This window comes from Actinomadura rayongensis (genome assembly GCF_009831215.1).
Lineage (GTDB): Bacteria > Actinomycetota > Actinomycetes > Streptosporangiales > Streptosporangiaceae > Spirillospora > Spirillospora rayongensis.
In genome coordinates this window covers 1,052,175-1,070,594 of sequence record NZ_WUTW01000001.1, presented here as the reverse complement: position 1 = coordinate 1,070,594, position 18,420 = coordinate 1,052,175, and the positions used below count along the sequence as shown (strand labels likewise).

13 protein-coding genes and 1 pseudogene are annotated in these 18,420 nt (G+C 73.6%); 6 read left to right on the top strand and 8 right to left on the bottom strand.

The annotated features are described in order from the left end of the window. Positions 1-59 precede the first annotated feature (59 nt). Positions 60-1,235, bottom strand: a complete 1,176-nt coding sequence (locus tag GQ466_RS05160) for an aminotransferase class V-fold PLP-dependent enzyme (protein WP_161102409.1) — start codon at positions 1,233-1,235, stop codon at positions 60-62. A gap of 108 nt (positions 1,236-1,343) precedes the next feature. Here GQ466_RS05160 and GQ466_RS05155 point away from each other — a divergent pair, with 108 nt between their 5' ends. The 3 genes from GQ466_RS05155 to GQ466_RS05145 all read left to right on the top strand — a co-directional run bounded on the left by GQ466_RS05155 (position 1,344) and on the right by GQ466_RS05145 (position 4,959). Further along, positions 1,344-1,865, top strand: coding sequence for a TetR/AcrR family transcriptional regulator (locus GQ466_RS05155; protein ID WP_161101581.1), 522 nt, complete (start codon positions 1,344-1,346; stop codon positions 1,863-1,865). A gap of 88 nt (positions 1,866-1,953) precedes the next feature. Continuing rightward, positions 1,954-3,150, top strand: a complete 1,197-nt coding sequence (locus tag GQ466_RS05150; protein ID WP_161101580.1) for an MFS transporter — start codon at positions 1,954-1,956, stop codon at positions 3,148-3,150. A gap of 60 nt (positions 3,151-3,210) precedes the next feature. Further along, on the top strand, positions 3,211-4,959 hold the full coding sequence (locus tag GQ466_RS05145) for a serine/threonine-protein kinase (protein WP_161101579.1): 1,749 nt from the start codon (positions 3,211-3,213) through the stop codon (positions 4,957-4,959). 57 nt (positions 4,960-5,016) lie between these two features. Here GQ466_RS05145 and GQ466_RS05140 read toward each other — a convergent pair whose 3' ends face one another. The 7 genes from GQ466_RS05140 to GQ466_RS05110 all read right to left on the bottom strand — a co-directional run bounded on the left by GQ466_RS05140 (position 5,017) and on the right by GQ466_RS05110 (position 13,248). Continuing rightward, a complete protein-coding gene (locus GQ466_RS05140) occupies positions 5,017-5,967 on the bottom strand; it encodes an electron transfer flavoprotein subunit alpha/FixB family protein (RefSeq protein WP_161101578.1) in 951 nt (316 codons plus the stop codon). Between the two features lie 23 nt (positions 5,968-5,990). After that, positions 5,991-6,770: an electron transfer flavoprotein subunit beta/FixA family protein gene (locus GQ466_RS05135; RefSeq protein ID WP_161101577.1), complete on the bottom strand. Its 780-nt coding sequence runs from the start codon at positions 6,768-6,770 to the stop codon at positions 5,991-5,993. 298 nt (positions 6,771-7,068) lie between these two features. Beyond that, positions 7,069-8,343 carry a hypothetical protein gene (locus tag GQ466_RS05130; RefSeq protein ID WP_161101576.1) on the bottom strand — a complete coding sequence of 425 codons (1,275 nt, stop codon included), beginning with the start codon at positions 8,341-8,343 and terminating at the stop codon, positions 7,069-7,071. Between the two features lie 28 nt (positions 8,344-8,371). Then, positions 8,372-10,210 (bottom strand): serine/threonine-protein kinase, encoded by a 1,839-nt coding sequence (locus GQ466_RS05125; protein WP_161101575.1) that lies wholly within the window; start codon positions 10,208-10,210, stop codon positions 8,372-8,374. A gap of 179 nt (positions 10,211-10,389) precedes the next feature. Beyond that, on the bottom strand, positions 10,390-11,337 hold the full coding sequence (locus tag GQ466_RS05120) for an acyl-ACP desaturase (protein WP_161101574.1): 948 nt from the start codon (positions 11,335-11,337) through the stop codon (positions 10,390-10,392). Between the two features lie 216 nt (positions 11,338-11,553). Further along, on the bottom strand, positions 11,554-12,333 hold the full coding sequence (locus GQ466_RS05115; RefSeq protein WP_161101573.1) for an SDR family NAD(P)-dependent oxidoreductase: 780 nt from the start codon (positions 12,331-12,333) through the stop codon (positions 11,554-11,556). A 138-nt stretch (positions 12,334-12,471) separates the two neighbouring features. Beyond that, positions 12,472-13,248: an enoyl-CoA hydratase-related protein gene (locus GQ466_RS05110; RefSeq protein WP_161101572.1), complete on the bottom strand. Its 777-nt coding sequence runs from the start codon at positions 13,246-13,248 to the stop codon at positions 12,472-12,474. Positions 13,249-13,374: 126 nt separating this feature from the next. Here GQ466_RS05110 and GQ466_RS33075 point away from each other — a divergent pair. From GQ466_RS33075 to GQ466_RS05095, 3 genes and pseudogenes are all read left to right on the top strand, one after another. Then, positions 13,375-16,350, top strand: a pseudogene (locus tag GQ466_RS33075) (SNF2 helicase-associated domain-containing protein); the annotation flags it as partial. Next, positions 16,330-17,742 carry a DEAD/DEAH box helicase gene (locus GQ466_RS33070; RefSeq protein WP_378186430.1) on the top strand — a complete coding sequence of 471 codons (1,413 nt, stop codon included), beginning with the start codon at positions 16,330-16,332 and terminating at the stop codon, positions 17,740-17,742. The pseudogene GQ466_RS33075 and the gene GQ466_RS33070, both read left to right, overlap by 21 nt. Continuing rightward, positions 17,742-18,419: an SWIM zinc finger family protein gene (locus tag GQ466_RS05095; protein WP_161101571.1), complete on the top strand. Its 678-nt coding sequence runs from the start codon at positions 17,742-17,744 to the stop codon at positions 18,417-18,419. Before GQ466_RS33070 ends, GQ466_RS05095 begins: the two co-directional genes overlap by 1 nt. Position 18,420: the final 1 nt, after the last annotated feature.

The window sequence follows — 18,420 nt, the reverse complement described above, 5'->3', positions numbered from 1 at the left end:
TCGTTCTCCTCCCGCGTCGGCGGCAGGGTTCCCGCCTGGCGGGGACGCAAACGCGCCGGTCAGGTGAGGCCCGCGCGGCGCGCCCGCTCCACGACGGGCGCGATGGCCTCGGCGAGCGCCGCGACGTCGGCCTCGGTGGAGGTGTGCCCGAGCGTGAACCGCAGCGAGCCGCGCGCCCGCGCCGGGCCGGCGCCCATCGCCAGCAGGACGTGGCTCGGCTGGGACACGCCCGCCGAGCACGCCGAGCCGGTGGAGCAGGCGATGCCGCGCGCGTCCAGCAGCATGAGCAGCGCGTCGCCCTCGCAGCCGGGGAAGGAGAAGTGGGCGTTGCCGGGCAGCCGGTCGGTGGGGTGGCCGTTGAGGACGGCGTCGGGCACGGCCGCGCGGACGGCGTCGATCAGCTTGTCCCGCAGGACCGCCAGGCGCGCGGCCTCGGCCTCCCGGCGGGCGACCGACTCCTGGACGGCGGCGGCGAACCCGGCGATCGCGGGCGTGTTGAGCGTCCCGGACCGGACGTCGCGCTCCTGCCCGCCGCCGTGCAGGACGGGCACCGGGTCGGCGTCCAGCCGAGGGCCCGGCTTGGCGAGCAGCAGCGCGCCGACGCCGAGCGGGCCGCCGAGCTTGTGGCCGCTCAGCGTGAGCGCGGCGGCGCCGGACGCCCCGAACGCGACGGGCAGGTGCGGCGCGGCCTGGACGGCGTCGGTGTGGAACGGCACCCCGCGCTCGGCGGCGACGGCGGCCAGGTCCGCGACGGGCTGGACGGTCCCGACCTCGCTGTTGGCCCACATGACGGTGGCGAGGGCGACGTCCGTGCCGTCGCCGAGCGCGGCTTGCAGCGTCTCGGGGGCGATCCGGCCGTGCTCGTCGCAGGGCAGCCACTCCACGACCGCGCCCTCGTGCTCGGCGAGCCACTGGACGGCGTCCAGCACCGCGTGGTGCTCGACGGCGCCCGCGAGGATCCGGCGGCGGCGCGGGTCGGCGGCCCGCCGCGACCAGTAGATCCCCTTGACGGCCAGGTTGTCGGCCTCGGTGCCGCCGGAGGTGAACACGACCTCGCTCGGCCGGGCGTCGAACGCCTCGGCGACGATCTCGCGGGCCTCCTCGACGGCGCGCCGGGCGCGGCGGCCCGCCGCGTGCAGCGACGACGCGTTGCCGAGACCGCTCAGCTCGGCGGTCATCGCGGCGACGGCCGCCGGGAGCATCGGGGTCGTCGCGGCATGGTCGAGGTAGGTCACCACAGCACCAACAGTAGCCGCGCGGCACCGGTTCCCTTCCGCCGGGAATGACCATGGCGCCGGGCGTGTTGGCAACTGTACCGTCCGGTCGGTACAGTGGAGTCCGCCATGAGGAAGAACGCCCTGCTCGACGCCGCCGAGTCCCTGTTGTCCGAACAGGGGACCCAGGCGCTCACGCTCGCCGCCGTCGCCGACCGCGCGGGCGTCAGCAAGGGCGGGCTCCTCTACCACTTCCCCACCAAGGAAGCGCTGGTCCAGGCGCTCGTCGCCCGCGTGATCGAGGACTTCGACGACCTCATCGGGTCGTCCATCGACGACGCTCCGGGCGCGTACACGCGCGCCTACGTCCGGGCGACGTTCGAGATCCTCACCGGCGAGGCCCGGGCGTACCGGCGCTGGTCGGCGATCATGGCGGCGGCGACGGACCCCGAGCTGGCCGCGCCGCTGAACGCCGCGATGCGCCGCTGGCACGGGCATCCCGACCCGTCCGATCCCGATCCGGCGGCGTCGGCGATCGTGCGGCTGGCCGCCGAGGGGCTGTGGGAAGTGGTCAGCCACGCCCCCGGCCTCTACGACGACGAGCAGCTCGCCGCGCTGGAGCGCCGGATGCTCGCGCTGCTGGACCGCTGACCCACCCTTGAAATCGCCCGGCCTCGGGTAGGCCGGGCGTCCGCACGTCTCCGGGCGCGTCCCGGCCGATCAGAGAAAGAGGTGAGCCATGCTGCTCCGTGCCCGCGCTGGAACGTTCCTGACCTTCCTGCTGGCCGGGCTGCTCTGCGGGGTCTGGACGGCCCGGATGCCCGCGCTGGCGGCGAAGTTCCACGCGGACGAGGGCGCCGTCGGCGTCGTCGTCCTCGTCTGGGGGCTCGGGGCGCTGGCCGCCATGCAGGGCCTGCGGACGGTCCTCGGCCGCTTCGGCAGCCGCGCCGTCCTGCGGGTGTCGCTGCCGCTGACCGCGCTGTCCTACCTCGGGGTCGCGTTCGCGCCGGACTACGCGGCGCTGCTCGTCGCCGTCGGCGTGTTCGGGATGGCGTTCGGGGTCACCGACGTCTCGATGAACGCGCAGGGCAGCGTCGTCGAGCAGGCGTACGGCCGGTCGGTGATGAGCGGGATGCACGCCGGCTGGTGCGTCGGCGCGATGAGCGGCGGCCTGCTCGGCGTCGCGACCGCCGCCGCCGGGCTCGGGTTCACCCCGACCGTGCTCGTCGCGGCGCTCGCCGCGCTGCCCGCCGGGATCGCGCTCGGCCCGACCTACCTGCCCGACCGGGCCGCGTCCCGCGCGGCCTCCCGGCGCCGGACGCGCATGCCGCTGGCCGTCTACATCATCGGCGGCCTGGCGTTCATCGCGTTCATGACCGAGGGCTCGATCGCCGACTGGAGCGGCCTGTTCCTGCACGACGAGCTGGGCACCACGCAGGCCGTCGCCGCGCTCGGCTACCCGATGTTCGAGCTGGCCATGCTGTTCGGCCGGCTCGTCGGGGACCGGCTGCGGATGCGGCTCGGCACCCGCCGCCTGCTGGCCTGGGCCGGGTTCGGCACGGCCGCCGCGATGACCGTCGTGGTCACCGCGCCGTCCGCGCCGGTCGCGATCGGCGGGTTCTTCGTCACCGGGCTCGTGATCTGCACGGTCGTCCCGACGACGATCTCGCTGGCCGGGTCCGCCGCGCCGGACGCCCCGGCGGCGGCCGTCGCCCAGGTCGGCGCGATGGGCTACGGCGGGCTGCTGCTCGGCCCGGTCGTGATCGGGTTCCTGTCGCAGGCCACGTCGCTGCGGTTCGGCGTGGGCGTCGCGGTGCTGCTGGCGCTGGTCGTCGGGTTCGGGGCGCGGTACGTCCCGCTCGGCGGACGGCGCGACGTCGCGGCCCGCGAGCCGCTGCCCGTCCCCGAGCCGGAGGCGGGCACCGTCGCCGCCTGAACCGTCCTCGCGTGACCGGCATCCGATAGAAACGGACGTCGACCACGGAAAGAGGGCACGATGACGGACTGGCGGGTTCCGGGGTACAGCGAGCTGGGCGTGCTCGGGCAGGGCGGCCAGGGACGGGTCGTCCTCGCCCGGCACGACGCCACCGGGCGCACCGCCGCGATCAAGTACCTGGCCCCGGACCTGGCCGCCGACGCGACGTTCCGCGACCGGCTCCGGGACGAGGCGGGCCTGCTGAGCCGACTCGACCACCCGCACGTCACACGGCTGTACGGGCTGGTCGAGACGGGCGACGGCGCGGCGATCGTCATGGAGGCCGTGGACGGCGTGCCGCTGCGGACCGTGCTGGACGAGCGCGCCCCGCTGGCCCCGGAGGCGGCGCTGGCCGTCCTCAGCGGGTCGCTGCGGGGGCTGGCGGCGGCGCACGGGCTCGGAATCGTCCACCGCGACTACAAGCCCGCCAACGTGATCGTCCGGGCGGACGGGCTGAGCAAGCTCATCGACTTCGGCATCGCCGCCGACGCCGGGGCCGCCGACCGCTCCGGCACCCCCGCCTACATGGCGCCCGAGCAGTGGCGGGGCGAGCCCGCGTCCCCGGCCACGGACGTGTACGCCGCGACGGCCGTCTTCTACGAGTGCGTGACGGGGCACAAGCCGTTCTCCGCCCCGAACCAGGCGGCTCTGATGAACGCGCACCTCGGCGCGCCGGTGCCGCTGGACGGGCTGCCGCCGGGCGTCCGGCCGCTGGTGGAGCGGGGGCTCGCCAAGGACCCGTGGAGCCGTCCGGCGGGCGCCGCCGCGTTCGCCGCCGAGCTGGCCGCCGCGGCGGGCGCCGCGTACGGGCCCGACTGGGAGCACCGGGGCGTCCGCGCGCTGGCCGGGGCCGCCGCGACGGTCGCGGCGGCGTTCCCGCTGGCCGCGCTCGGCCTCGCCCCGGCCGGAAGCGCGGCGGCCGGGAGCGCCGCGGCCGGAGGCGCGGCGGGCGGCGCGGGCGCCGGGGCGGCGGGGCAGGGCGCGGCGCTGGCCGGGCTCGGCGGGGCCAAGGGCGCGGCGCTCGCGGCCGGGGCGGCGGTCGCCGTCGCGGCGGCGGGCGGCGGCGCCGTCTACGTGGCGACCCGCGACGAGACCAAGCCCCCGCCCGCGCTCGCGTACACGACCGTCGCGCTGAACGAGCCGGGGAACCCGCTGACGCTCACCGGGCGGCTCCCCCGCGTCACCGGCGGACGCGCGGGCCTGGCGCAGAAGATCAACGCGGCGCTGCGCGCGCCCGTGGACGCCCGCGCCGCCGAGTACCGCCGGGGCCTCGCGCAGTACGGCGCGAGGCCGACGAAGATGATCGTCAAGTCCGGCTACCTGCAAGACGGGCCGCGCTACCTGTCGGTCAAGTACGACATCACGCAGGAGGGCGCGGTGCTGACGCACTCGACGTGGGCGCGGTCGCGGCTGGTCACCGTGGACCTCGCGACCGGACGGGCCGTCCCGGCGGCGGCGATCTTCCTGCCCGCCGGGCTCACCGCGTCCGGCCTGCGGACGTTCGTGGAACGCCTGCGCGCCCGGCCGGACTCCAACTTCGCCTGCCTGGAGGAGACCGCGCCCGCCGTCCTGACGCGGGCGCAGGTCGAAGGGCGGGACGGCACCGTCCAGCTCGCCCTGGAGCGCGACGCGCTGCACGTGATGGTCGACCTCGTCGCGCTCGGCGGCATCACCGCGTGCGGCCAGGACGACCTGCGCGTCCCCTACGCCGAGCTGACGGGCCTGGTGAACCCGCAGGTCACCGCCGCGCCGACGCCACGGCGCTCCTGAGAACGCCGAAGCCCCGGCGACGGGAACGTCACCGGGGCGTCGGGCGCGGAGCCACCGTCACTTGCGCTTGGTGATCTCCTCGGTGAGCTGCGGGGCCACCTGGAACAGGTCGCCCACGACGCCGAAGTCGACCAGCTCGAAGATCGGGGCCTCGGAGTCCTTGTTGATCGCGATGATCGTCTTCGAGGTCTGCATCCCGGCCCGGTGCTGGATCGCTCCCGAGATGCCGACCGCGATGTAGAGCTGCGGCGACACCGTCTTGCCGGTCTGGCCGACCTGGAACTGGTGCGGGTACCAGCCCGCGTCCGTCGCGGCCCGGGAGGCGCCGACGGCCGCGCCGAGCGAGTCGGCCAGGCCCTCGATGATCTTGAAGTTCTCCGCGCCGCCGACACCGCGGCCACCGGAGACGACGATCGCGGCCTCGGTCAGGTCCGGGCGCTCGCCCTTCTCCTGGACGACCTTCTCCACGATCTTGGTGCCCTTGTCGGTGTCCGACAGGGCCACGGTCACCTGCTCCTCGGCCGGGGTCGCGGGGGCGGCCTCGGCGGCGACGGCGTTCGGGCGCACCGCGATGACGGGCGTGCCGGTGGTGACCTTGGCGTGCGCGATGGTGCCGCCGCCGAAGATCGAGTGCTCGGCGACGAAGCCGTCGGCCACGTCCACGACGTCGGTCAGGACACCGGAGCCGATCTTGACGGCGAGCCGCCCGGCGACCTCCTTGCCCTCACCCGTCGCGGCGACCAGCACGGCCGCCGGGGACTTCTCCTGGACGAGCTGCGCGAGCAGCGCGGCCTTCGGGGCGACGACGTAGGAGGCCAGCTCCTCGTCCGCGCCGACGTAGACCTTCTGCGCGCCGTACTCGGCCAGCTTGTCCTTCGCGCCGTCGTAGCCGGCGCCGACCCACACGGCCGAAGCCTCGCCGAGCCGGTTGGCCAGCGTCAGCAGCTCCAGCGTGACCTTCTTGACCTCGCCGTCGACATGATCGACGAGGACGAGAATCTCTGCCATCTTCCCTGACTCCCCTTCCCCGCTCAGACGAACTTCTTGGCGGCGAGGAAGTCGGCGATCTTCGTGCCGCCGTCACCCTCGTCGCTGACGATCTGACCCTGTGCGCGCGGCGGGGCCTCGGCGAAGTCGACCACGGCGGTCGCCGCGTTGGCGAGACCGACCTGGCCGGCGTCGATCCCGGCGTCGGCGACGCCGAGCGTCTCGACCGGCTTCTTCTTGGCCGCCATGATCCCCTTGAACGAGGGGTAGCGCGGCTCGTTGATCTTCTCGACGACGCTGACGACCGCGGGCAGGGTCGCCTCGACGCGGTCGAAGCCGTAGTCGGTGATCCGCTGGGCCTTGATGGACGAGCCCTCGATCTCGACCTTGTTGGCCAGCGAGACCTGCGGGACGCCGAGCCGCTCGGCGAGCATGGCGGCGAGCACGCCGGTGCGCGCGTCGGTCGACTCCGAGCCGAGGATCACGAGGTCGAAGCCGGTGCGGCCGAGGACCTGCGCGATGGCGTAGGAGGTCTGCAGCGCGTCGGACCCGGCGAGCGCGTCGTCCAGCACGTGGACGGCCTTGTCCGCGCCCATCGCCAGCGCCTTGCGGATGGACTCGGTGGCCTTGCCGGGGCCCAGGGTGACGACGGTCACCTCGCCGCCGTGGGCCTCCTTGATGCGCAGCCCCTCCTCGATGGCGTACTCATCGAGTTCGTTGATAACACCGTCCGCGGCAGCGCGGTCGAGCGTGCTGTCTTCGGACTTCAGCTTGCGCGGGCTCTCCGTATCGGGAACCTGCTTCACCAGGACGACGATGTTCATGGCCGGTGGCCGACCTCCCTGCACTCCATTGGCCGCCCGAGGAGCGGACTGAGGTGCGCCGCCCGGGGCGGGTCGACGCGTGAGTCGCAACACAGCCTGCCAAAGACCCGAACGTGCTTCGGACGGGGGTCCTCGTTTCGACCGTGCGATCCTGATGTTACCGATCGGTAGCCTGGTGGCAAATCCAGGTCGGTGAGACCTTACCCACGCTCCACGGCGACTGTTCCGTTGTGCGAACACAGTCCCCCGAACAGCTCACTTCATGCCAACGGGCGCACGGAAATGTCCGCCGGGACAGTCACCCGAGCCGCGCCTGCAGCCGTGCGAGCGACGCCTCCAGCGAGCTCTGGGTTCCGTAGAGCGGGGCGAAGCTCGGCTGCAGCGACAGCGCCGCCGCGAGGACGACGAACGCGGCGAGGCCGAGGACGATCCCGGCCGCCGCGATCCGGTGCGGGACGCGGGCCGTCCGCAGGAACGCCCGCTCCAGCCGCTTGCGGGGCAGGGACGCGCCGGGGGCCGTCCACAGCGCGACCGTGCCCGCGCCCGCGCCGAGCGCGGCGGCGTCCAGCGGCTCGATCGCGGCGCCGCCGACGGCCAGCGCGACCAGGCCGAGTGTCCCCGCGACCGCGACGGCGGCGGCATAGGGCAGCGCGCCCGCCGTCCGGCCGACCGCCGCGACCGCGCCCCACGCGCGCGGCCGGACGCCCGTCGCGCGCAGCACCGTCACGGCGCCGAGCGACAGCACCGTCCCGGGGACGGGCGCGAGCACGCTCACCCCGGCCGCGATCACCACGACCAGCACGGCCAGCAAGCGCGCCCACCCATGGGCGACCGCCAGCTCATGCCGCGCCCGCGCGTCGTCCACCCCCCGCACCGGCACCCCGCCCTCCGGCCGCGCAGGCACCCCGTCCACTCCCTGCACGGCCGGAGTGGGCGCGGGCGGGGTCGGGGCGGGGCGTGGGGGTGGGACGGGGGGCGTGCCGAGGTCGAGGGCGGTGAGCGCGGTGACCAGGGCGGCGGCCGTCGTGCCGGGTTCGGTCGCGGTCCGGAGCAGGGCAGCGAGGGGGGCGGGCGGCTCGTCGGCGGCGGACGTCACCACCTGAGCCCAGGCGGCCAGGTCGGCGGCGGGGTCGCCGGGAACGAGCCCGACGTCGATCACCACCGGCGCGCCGTCCACCATCACGATCGTGTCCGGGCCGAGGGCGCCGTGCGCCAGGCCCTCGGCGTGGATCGCGGCGAGCGCCTTGGCCAGGCCCAGCGCCAGCGTCCGCAGCGCCGCGCCGTGGACGGCGCCCTGGTCGGCGAGTTCGGCGGCCAGCGGACGGCCCGGGACGAACCGGAACACCAGGTAGGCGGCGCCCGCGTCCTCGCCCCCGTCCAGCACGTCGGCGGCGTAGGGGCTGCGGATCGCGGCGAGGCGCGCGACGTCCGGCGGCGGCGCGTCCGGGCGCAGGAAGCGGATCGCCACGTCGCGTCCGTCCGGGCCGGCCGCGCGGTAGCCGCCGTGCGCGCCGTCGGACAGGGGCCGCAGCAGCCGGTAGTCGCCGAGTCGTTCCCGTGTCTCCCCGCTCATGGGTCCGCCACCCTATCGATCGATGGCGTCACATGAACGGGATGCCGCCGTCGACGAGGTCGCGGACGTTGCCGCGCAGGTCGTCCAGGCTCTGGCTCATCCCGTCGACCGGCGTGGTGTCCGGCGGACGGCCCTGGGACAGCACGACGAGCACGGCCGCGAACACGCCGAGCACGACCGTCCCGCCGAGCGCGACCTCCGAGCGCGGCAGCAGCGCGCCCCACACCCGGGCGAGCTGGCGGCGCGGCGCCCCGCTGCCCGGCGCGAGCGACAGCAGCAGGATGACCAGCATCGCCGCGTACGCGGTGGCGGTGGACGCGCCCATGTCCGGTTTGACGAACATCAGCACGACCAGCAGCACCAGCCCCGCGAACAGGCTGAGCCCCGACAGCAGCGCGGTCGTCAGCACCGCGCCGGGCAGGTGCAGCGGCGAGCGAATGGCCGCGCCGACGGCGTCGCCCGTCCGGGGTCCACGCCGGGTGCGGCGGTCCTCCATGCCCTTGGCGGCCTTGTCGGCGGCGCGCAGCACGAGGACGCCCGTCATCGTCACCAGCACGGCCAGCACCGGCGTCATCCGGGCGAACCCGAGCAGCGCGACGAGCACGAGCCCGCTCATCACCCGGTACAGCGCGAACGGCTTGCGCCGCTCGGGCTCCGGGCCGGCGTGCGGACCGGGCCGCTGCTGGTGCGGCGGCGGCTGCGGCGGTGGTTGCTGCGGCGGACGGTACGGGTCGTACGGGACGGGCGGCTGCGGCGGCGGGGTCGGCGCCGTCGCGGGCGGATACCCCGACCGGTTGTACGGGTTGTCGAACGGGTTCGTGCCGGACGGGCCGAACTGCCGTCCCGTCTCGTGCGGCGCGGGGCCGGGCGGCGGGACGGGCGGCGGCGGCGCGACCGGCGGCAGCAGCCCCCGGAAGTCCTTCGGCTGAAGCGTGGGCGCGGGCGCCGGGGCGGCGAACGCCTCGGGCCGGTCGTTGCCGGTCTCCACGATCGTCTCGGCCGGGCCGGCGGTGTTGCGCGCCGGGTAGTGGTCGTCGATCCGGGTGCCGTCGGTGATCGTGGAGTCGATGTGGATGCGCCGTGCGATCTGGACGAGGTCCACCGCGGTCGGCCGCTCGGCCGGGTGCCGCGCCATCGCCGACCGCAGCATGGGCAGCAGCGCGGCGGGCACGCCGTCCAGGTCCGGCGTCCCCGACATGATCTTGTAGAAGATCGACTCGAAGGTGCCGGAGCCGAACGGGGGCCGTCCGGTCGCGGCGTAGGCGACCGTCCCGGCCCAGGCGTGTATGTCGGACGGCGGCCCCGCGTCCTCCCCCTCGATGATCTCCGGGGCGAGGTAGCCGGGCGTGCCGATGACCATGCCGGTCGCGGTGAGCCGGGTCGCGTCGGCGCCCTGCGCGATGCCGAAGTCGATGACGACGGGCTCGCCGTCCACCAGCATGACGTTGCCGGGCTTCATGTCGCGGTGGACGATGCCCGCCCCGTGGATCGCCGACAGCGCCGACGCCAGCCCGAGCGCGAGCCGCTGCAGCCCCGCCGGGTCGATCGGGCCGCGCTCCTCGACGATCTCCTCCAGCGTCCGCCCCGGGACGTACTGGGTGACGATGTAGGGCCGCTCGGCCGTGACGTCGGCGTCCAGGATCTCCGCGACGTGCGGGCTGTGGACGCGCCGCATCGAGTCGACCTCGCGGGCGAGCCGCCGCCGCGCCGTCGCGTCCCCCGCGACCGCCGGCCGCAGGACCTTGATCGCCACGTTCCGCCCGACGGGGTCGGCGCCGAGGTGGACGACGCCCATGCCGCCTTCTCCGAGGGTCTGGAGAACGCGGTACTCGCCGATCATCTCCCCGGACGTGACAGCCCCCTTCATCGTTTCCGAAACCCTACCCTCGCGCATCGCGCGCGGCGGTCTCCACCCGGCGCCCCCCGGCGCCCGGCGTCCGCCGCGTCCGCGGCGCGGTCACGATGCCCCCGTGTCCCCACGGACTGTTGGACGTCCCGGAAGCCCGATGCGTTCCGGCGCGGGGTAAGGGAAGGGTTTCCGGGGGGTCAGTTCTCCCGCGCGGCGAGGCGGGCGCGGCGCTCCTCGCGGCGCGTCTCGAACTTGGTGGCCGCCGCGTCGAGCTGCTCCATGAACTCGGCCAGCTCGTCGCGGGCCTTGGCGCCGTCGCCGGTGAACGTCCGCTCGAACACGCCCCACTTGCGCAGGCAGGGGGTGAGGACGTCGTCGTGGTGCAGCCGCAGGTCGTAGATGCCCGCGTTGGCGATGATGACCGACTTGCGCAGGAACCCGTCGATGCCGTACCCGGGCATCTGGAACTCCTTGACGACCTCGGTGATCGCCCGCATCGTCTCGTTCGGCGCGATCTCCAGCGCCGCGCCCATGAGGTTCCGGTAGAAGATCATGTGCAGGTTCTCGTCCTTGGCGACGCGCGTGAGCATCTGCTCGCACACCGGGTCGCCGGAAGCCTTGCCGGTGTTGCGGTGCGCGACGCGCGTGGCCAGCTCCTGGAACGAGACGTAGGCGTTGCCGTGCAGGAACGCGGTGCCGTGCGCGGCCTCGTAGCCGAGCTGCATGTGCTTCATGCGGGCGCGTTCCAACGCCACCGGGTCGACGGCGCGGGTGACCGTCAGGTAGTCGCGGATGACGATGCCGTGCCGGTTCTCCTCGGCCGTCCACCGGTTCACCCAGGTGCCCCACGCCCCCTCGTTGCCGAAGACGTTGGCGATCGCGCGGTGGTAGCCGGGCAGGTTGTCCTCGGTGAGCAGGTTGACGATCAGGGACTCGCGGGCCTCGGTGCTGAGGGTGGAGTCCTCGGGCGTCCAGCCGTCGCCGTCGAGCGGGCCGTCGTAGTCACGGCCGAGCGACCAGGGGACGTACTGGTGCGGGAACCACTCGTCCGCGGTGGACAGGTGCCGGTTCAGCTCCTTCTCGGCCACCTGCTCCAGTTCGAGCATCAGGCCGGTCTGGAACTTCTCCTCGGGGGTGACGGACATGCTGTTCCTTCGCTGGGTGGACGGCGGGGGCGGGGCTCCCCGCTTCCGGACGGCGCCGCGCCGTCGGAGGGGACCGGCCGCGCAACCTACTAAAGCGTAGGTTGATGGTCGCGAGGCGGGGCAATCCCCGTCAAGCTCCCCGACCACAAGCGAAACCCGGTTTTCTTGTAGCCCACCGGCAAACAGGCGGCGCGCGACCCGTCGCCGAGTGCGCGTCTACGCGCTTCCGGACTGGGTCGCGGCGGCCTGCCGCCACATCCGGTTCGCCGCCGCGCGCAGCAGCGGACGCGGCATCAGCCGCAGCGCGGGCAGCGCCGCCTTGTACTGCGCGCCGGGCACGCACAGCGCGCGGCCCGCCTCGACGGCCGCGAGGCCCGCGTGCGCGACGTCCTCGCGGCGCAGCCAGAGCAGGTTCGGCGGGGTCTCCTCGTCGGTGCGGGTGAAGCCGGGGCACAGGGCCGTCACGTGGACGCCCCGTCCCGCCACCTCCGCGTGCAGGCTCTCGGAGAACGCCGTGACGTACGCCTTGGTCGCGCCGTACGTCGCGCTGCCCGGTGACGGCGTGTAACCGGCCATCGACGCGACGTTCAGCACGCCGCCCCTGCCACGTTCCAGCATTCCCGGCAAAGCGGCGTGCGTGAGCCGGACGAGCGCCGTCACGTTCAGCTCGATCTGGCGGAGCTGGTCGTCCAGGGCGGTGTCGGCGAACCCGCCGAACGCGCCGAAGCCCGCGTTGTTGACCAGCAGGTCCACCGGGTCGGTGCGCAGCCGTTCCTCGACGGCCGCGCGCTGCTCGGGATCGGTGAGGTCGGCGGCGACGACCTCGACCGCGACGCGGTACCGCTCGACCAGGTCGCGGGCGAGCGCGTCCAGGAGGTCGCCGCGCCGCGCGACGATCACGAGGCCGGTGCCGCGCCGGGCGAGGAGCCGCGCGAAGCTCTCGCCGATGCCGCTGGACGCGCCCGTCACGAGGGCCGATCGGTACGCCTGTCGCATGGCGGCTGATGCTACCGACCGGGGACAGGTTTGACCGGGAAAGTAGCGGGTAACCCCGAACGCGAGGGTTGAGGGCTCTGGACGCCGGGGTCGTCCGGGATGTTTGCGGTACATCTCGGACGGCTCCGGCTTCTCTCGTCAGCGGCCGGTGAATTCGGCCTTGCCCTTCTCCGTGAAGGCCTTCATCCCGATCTTCTGGTCCTCGGTGGCGAACAGCGCGGCGAACTGGACGCGCTCGATCTCCAGGCCCGTCGCCAGATCGACCTCCAGCCCGGTGTCGATCGCCTCCTTGGCCGCGCGCAGCGCCGCCGCCGGGCCGCCGACGAACGTCCGCGCCCACGCGACCGCCTCGGCGTACACGCGGTCGTCGGGGACGACCCGGTCCACCAGGCCGATGGCCAGCGCCTCGTCCGACGTCACGTGGCGTCCGGAGAAGACGAGATCCTTGGCGCGGGACGGCCCGACGAGGCGGGCGAGCCGCTGCGTCCCGCCCGCGCCGGGGATGATGCCGAGCTGGATCTCCGGCTGCCCCACCTTCGCGCCCTCGCCCGCCACGCGGAAGTCGGCCGTCAGCGCGACCTCCAGGCCGCCGCCGAGCGCGTACCCGGTGATCGCGGCGATCACGGGCTTGGGGATCGCGGCGAGGGCCGTCGTGAACTCCTGGAGCCGCCGGGACCGGGCGCCCGCCATGTCGGCGGCCGACAGCGCGGCCATCTCCTTGATGTCCGCGCCCGCCGCGAACACCCGCTCCCCGCCGTACAGGACGACCGCCGCCACCGCGTCGTCGTCGCCCACCTGGGCCGCCGCCTCGGTCAGCTCCGCCTGCATCTGCGCGTTCAGGGCGTTCATCTTCGGCCGGTCCAGCCGGATCGTCGCGACGCCGTCCTCGATCTCCACCCGCACGAACTCGCCCACGTCCGCCCCTTCCCGCACGCTCGTCATCGTCACGGTCACCGTCGCGGCGAGCTTAACGAGCGTTCTGTCGGACGCCTGTGGCAGGCTCGTGCGACACGACCCCTCGACCTCCGGGAACCGCCGATCATGCTCGTCGCGCACGCCGCCTGGCACGGGGGCGCGCTGTGCCTGTGGGCCGAGCGCACCGGGCCGCCCGACGACGGCGGCGGCGGCACGCACCCGTTCGCCACCCGCGCGTTCCGGGGGACGTCCTACGAGCCGCTGGTGGCCGGGGCGCCCCGCGTCACGCTCACGCTGACCCTGCCGACCCTGGACGGCCTGCCGCTCCCCTCCCCCGAACTCGGACCGCGCCCGCACGACGGCGACCCCGGGCTCGCGGCGTGGCGCGTCCCCGCGCTCGTCCTCGACCCGTTCGCCGCGACCGCGCTGCTGCACGCCGCCGAGGACGCGGGCGACGTCGTCCCCGGCTCCGACCTGCGCTACCTCTGCCTGCTCGCCGCCGAGGCCGGCCGACTCGCCGCGCGCGGCCGGGTGCTGCCCGCGCTCGTCCGCGAGGACGGCGACCTCGCCGCGCGCTGGCGCCCCGTCCTGGACGACGCCGCCCGGCTCCGCGACCTCGTCCGCGCGATGCCCGGCGCCTGCCGCGCGGCCGACGGCGGACGCCCCGCCGCCGACGTCCTGCGCGAAGCCCTCGACGGCCTCACCGACACGGCCGTCCGAGGCGTCGTGCCGCACCCGCTGCTGCCCGCGCGCCGGGGCCGCGAACCCGACCGGGTGCCGCTCGCCGAACGCTGGATCGCCGCGCTCACCGGCCCCGACCCGGCCGTCGCCCGCGAACCCGGCGACGACCCCGCCGACCTCATCGCCGACCTCGACGCCTGGGCGACGGCGGCGCGACGCCCGTCCGGCCCCCTCGGCGTGTGCTTCCGGCTGGCCGAACCGGGCGCCGAGGACGCCGACGCCTGGCGCGTCGAGTTCGCCCTGCGCAGCGCCGACGACCCGAGCCTCTACGTCCCCGCGTCCCTCATCTGGGCAGGCGAGGCCCCCACCCTCACGGCCGCCGGAGACGCCCTCCTGACCGGCCTGGCCCGCGCCCTGCGCCTGTTCCCCGACCTGGCCCAAGCCCTGGACACCCCCACCCCCACCGACCTACCCCTCACCACAGCGGGCGCGTTCCGCTTCCTCCGCCAGACCGCACCCGTCCTCCAGGCGGCGGGCTTCGGCGTCCTGCTCCCCACCTGGGCGGGCCGCACCCGCCTCGGCCTCAAGCTCACCGCCCGCACCGACCCCGAACCCGGCGCGGCGACGTCCTCGGGCTTTGGCCTCCAGGACATGGTCGACGTCCGCTGGGACCTGGCCCTCGGCGACGAGACGATCGACGAAGACGAACTGGCAGAACTGGCCCGCCTGAAAGCCCCGCTCGTTCGCCTGCGGGGCCGCTGGGTCGAACTGGACGAAGAACAACTCGAAGCCGCCCTCGACTTCCTCCGCCGCCCCCGCCAGACCCGCATGCCCGTCGCAGCGGCCCTACGCGCGGCCGTCCACGCCGGCGACCCGTCCCTCCCCCTCCACACCGTCGACGCCGACGGCCCCTTCGGCGACCTCCTCTCCGGCGAGGCCGACCACCGCCTGACCCCCCAGCCCACCCCGTCCGGATTCAACGGAACGCTCCGGCCATTCCAAGAGCGCGGCCTGGCCTGGTTGAAATTCCTGGACGATATCGGACTTGGCGGGATTCTCGCAGATATGATGGGACTTGGTAAATGCATTATTAAAAATGATCTTGTACTCATTAATGGCACACCCATCCGCGCATGCGACGCATGGGGCCGTTTCGCCGGGACACCCGAATGGGACGGCCAAGGGGAATGGGCCACGCCGACCCGCCCGGTGACCATCAACTCCCTGGACAAGTCCGGCCGTATGGCGACGACTCAAGTTGCACGTCTTTACCGGCAACACGTCAGCGAGCGAGTCCGCCGCGTGAGTCTTGACGATGGCAGTGAAATCACCATCACACGACGGCACCGCCTTCTTGGCATCGACGAATGGACCCGGGACCTGAAGCCAGGAATGAAAGTTTGCGTGCCGGCACGGCTCGACCATGCGGGCCATCCCGTCGATCCCGACCTGACCGTCCTGCTCGCCTGGCAAATTTCCGAAGGACATGAGACTTCGCACAACACGGCATCCATCACCCAGAACAACACGGCCGTGCTGTTCGACTTGCGCGAAAGACTGATGGCGGTCGGCGCGCGGTTCGGCCTCGAAATCGGCCGCTGCGACTTGATACAGATCCCAGGCAAGACAGCAGCTCGGCTGATTTTCTGCAGTAGAGATTATCGCCACTTCCTGGAACACGATCTCGACTACCGCTGGGGACACAACTCACCACACAAGAAGATTCCAGAATCCGTCGTCTCCGCCGACGCGCCGACCTTGCGACTTTTTCTCCGAAATTTTTTCGCCGCAGAATGTTCGGTCAACGAAAGAATGCGGGTCGTCGAGATTTCCTCCGCGTCACCGTTCCTTATGCACCAGCTATCCGTGATGTTGCGGCGGTTTGGAGTGTGGCTTCGCTTCACAACCAAGTGGAAGCACGCCACGAACGGCACCCGCATCAAACGCCCCTACCAGGTCGGCATCATCGGCGGGCCGGGGCTCCGCGCCTTCCGTGACCACATCGGCATCGAAGATCCGGTCAAGCAGGCCAAGCTCGAAGCCGTTTGCGACCGCCCGCACAACACGAACGTCGAGGGCGTCCCCGGCAGCGACCTCCTCAAAGAGGCGCGCGACGTCACGGGTCTGCCCATGCTGCACTTCGGCGTGCCGTGCGTCTATTTCAACGGAACGCAGGAACTCGGCCGGAACGTCGCGCGGCAGGCCGTCCAGGGCATGGACCGCATCCTGTCCGGCGCGGCGGCGGTGGAGTACGCGGCGCTGAAGCGGAGCAAGTGGACGGAGCGCACGCTCGCCGCCTACGAACGGCTCGATCGCGACGCATTGCGCGCGATCCGCGACCGGCTCGACGCGCGGGCCGAGCGCGAGGTGTTCTACGCGACGGTCGTCTCCGTCGAGGAGATCGACTACGAGGGCTACGTCTACGACTTCGAGGTCGCCGAGCACCACAACTACGTGGCCGGCGGAATGCTCTGCCACAACACCGCCCAGACGCTCGCGCTCCTGGCGTCCGAGCGGGCGGACGGCGAGAAGCCGGGGCCGACGCTCCTGATCGGCCCGATGTCGTTGGTGGGGAACTGGCAGCGGGAGGCGGCGCGGTTCACGCCGAAGTTGCGGGTGTACGTGCATCACGGGGGTGGGCGGCGGCGCGGGGACGGGCTGGCGGAGGCGGTGCGGGATGTCGATTTGGTGCTGACCACGTATGGGACGGCGGCGCGGGATGCGGAGGTGTTGGCGGGGGTCGCGTGGCGGCGGGTCGTGTGCGATGAGGCGCAAGCGCTCAAGAACAGTGGGACGCGGCAGGCTCGGGCGGTGCGGGGCATTCCGGCGCGGACGCGGATCGCGTTGACCGGGACGCCCGTCGAGAACCATCTGACCGAGCTGTGGTCGATCATGGAGTTCGCCAATCCGGGGCTGCTCGGGCCGCGCGCGGCGTTCCGGGAGCGGTTCGCGGTGCCGATCGAGAAGGACGGCGACGAGCAGGCCGCCCGCGCGCTGAGAAGGATCACGCAGCCGTTCGTGCTGCGGCGGTTGAAGACCGATCCGGCGATCATCTCGGATCTGCCGGAGAAGCAGGAGATGAAGGTCTACTGCAACCTGACGGCCGAGCAGGCGTCGCTGTACCAGGCGACGCTGGAGGACATGCTGCTCCAGATCTCGGAGGCCGACGCGAAGCAGCGGCGGGGGCTCGTCCTCGCGACGATGGCGAAGCTCAAGCAGGTCTGCAACCATCCGGCGCAACTCCTTAAAGACGGGTCGCGGCTGCCGGGACGGTCCGGGAAGCTGGAGCGGCTGGAGGAGATCTGCGCGGAGGTGCTGGCGCAGGGCGAGAAGGCGCTGGTGTTCACCCAGTACGCCGAGTTCGGGTCGATGCTGCGGCCGTATCTCGCGGCGCGGCTGGAGCGGCCGGTGCTGTGGCTGCACGGCGGGACGTCCCGGCAGGCGCGCGACGACCTCGTCCGGCACTTCCAGGAGGATCCCGAGCCCGCGATCTTCCTGCTGTCGCTGAAGGCCGCCGGGACGGGCCTGACGCTGACGGCCGCGAACCACGTCGTCCATGTGGACCGCTGGTGGAACCCGGCCGTGGAGGACCAGGCGACCGACCGCGCGTTCCGCATCGGGCAGACGCGGGACGTGCAGGTCCGCAAGTTCGTGTGCGCGGGGACGCTGGAGGAGCGCGTGGACGAGATGATCGAGCGCAAGAAGTCGCTGGCGGAGGCGATCGTCGGCACCGGGGAGGACTGGCTCGCCGACCTGTCCGTCGCGGAGCTGCGGGACGTCCTGCGCCTGTCCCCGGACGCGGTGAGCGGCTGATGGCGCCCGACCGCTGGTGGTCGCGCAGGTTCCTGAGCCTCGTGGACGCCGACGGCGAAGGCGACGTGCGGAACCTGCGCGTAGCGCCCGGCGAGGTGACCGCGCGCGTCGACGGCCACGACGTCGCGCTCGGCGTCGAGACGGTCGATCCGGCGGGCTGGGCGGCGGTGGACGCGGCGCTGGCCGCGCATCCGGTGGTGCGGGCGCGGCTGCTGGAGGGGGACGTCCCGCCGGAGATCGAGGTGGTGTTCGCCGAGACGGGCCGTCCGCTGTTCCCGATGCACGCGGGCGCCCTGCACGTCATGTGCGACTGCGACGACTGGGGCGACGGCCCGTGCGCGCACGCGGCGGCGGCCCTGCGCGCGCTGGCGGACGCGTTCGACGAAGACCCGTTCCTCATCCTGGAGTGGAACGGGCGCGCCCGGAACGACCTGCTGACCGCCCTCCGCCGGAGACCCGCCGAACCCGAGAAGGACGACGACGCCGAACCCCTCGACGCCGAAACCTTCTGGACGGCCGACCTCGGCCTCGCCGCGCTGCGCGACCCGCCGCCCGCGCCCCCGGCCCCGCCCGGCCTGGTCCTGCGGGTCGCGGCGCCGCCCCCGGTGAAGGTGCGGCGCCGCGACCTCGCGGACGTCCTCGCCCCCGCCTACGACGCGCTCGCCGGGGACGGCTGAC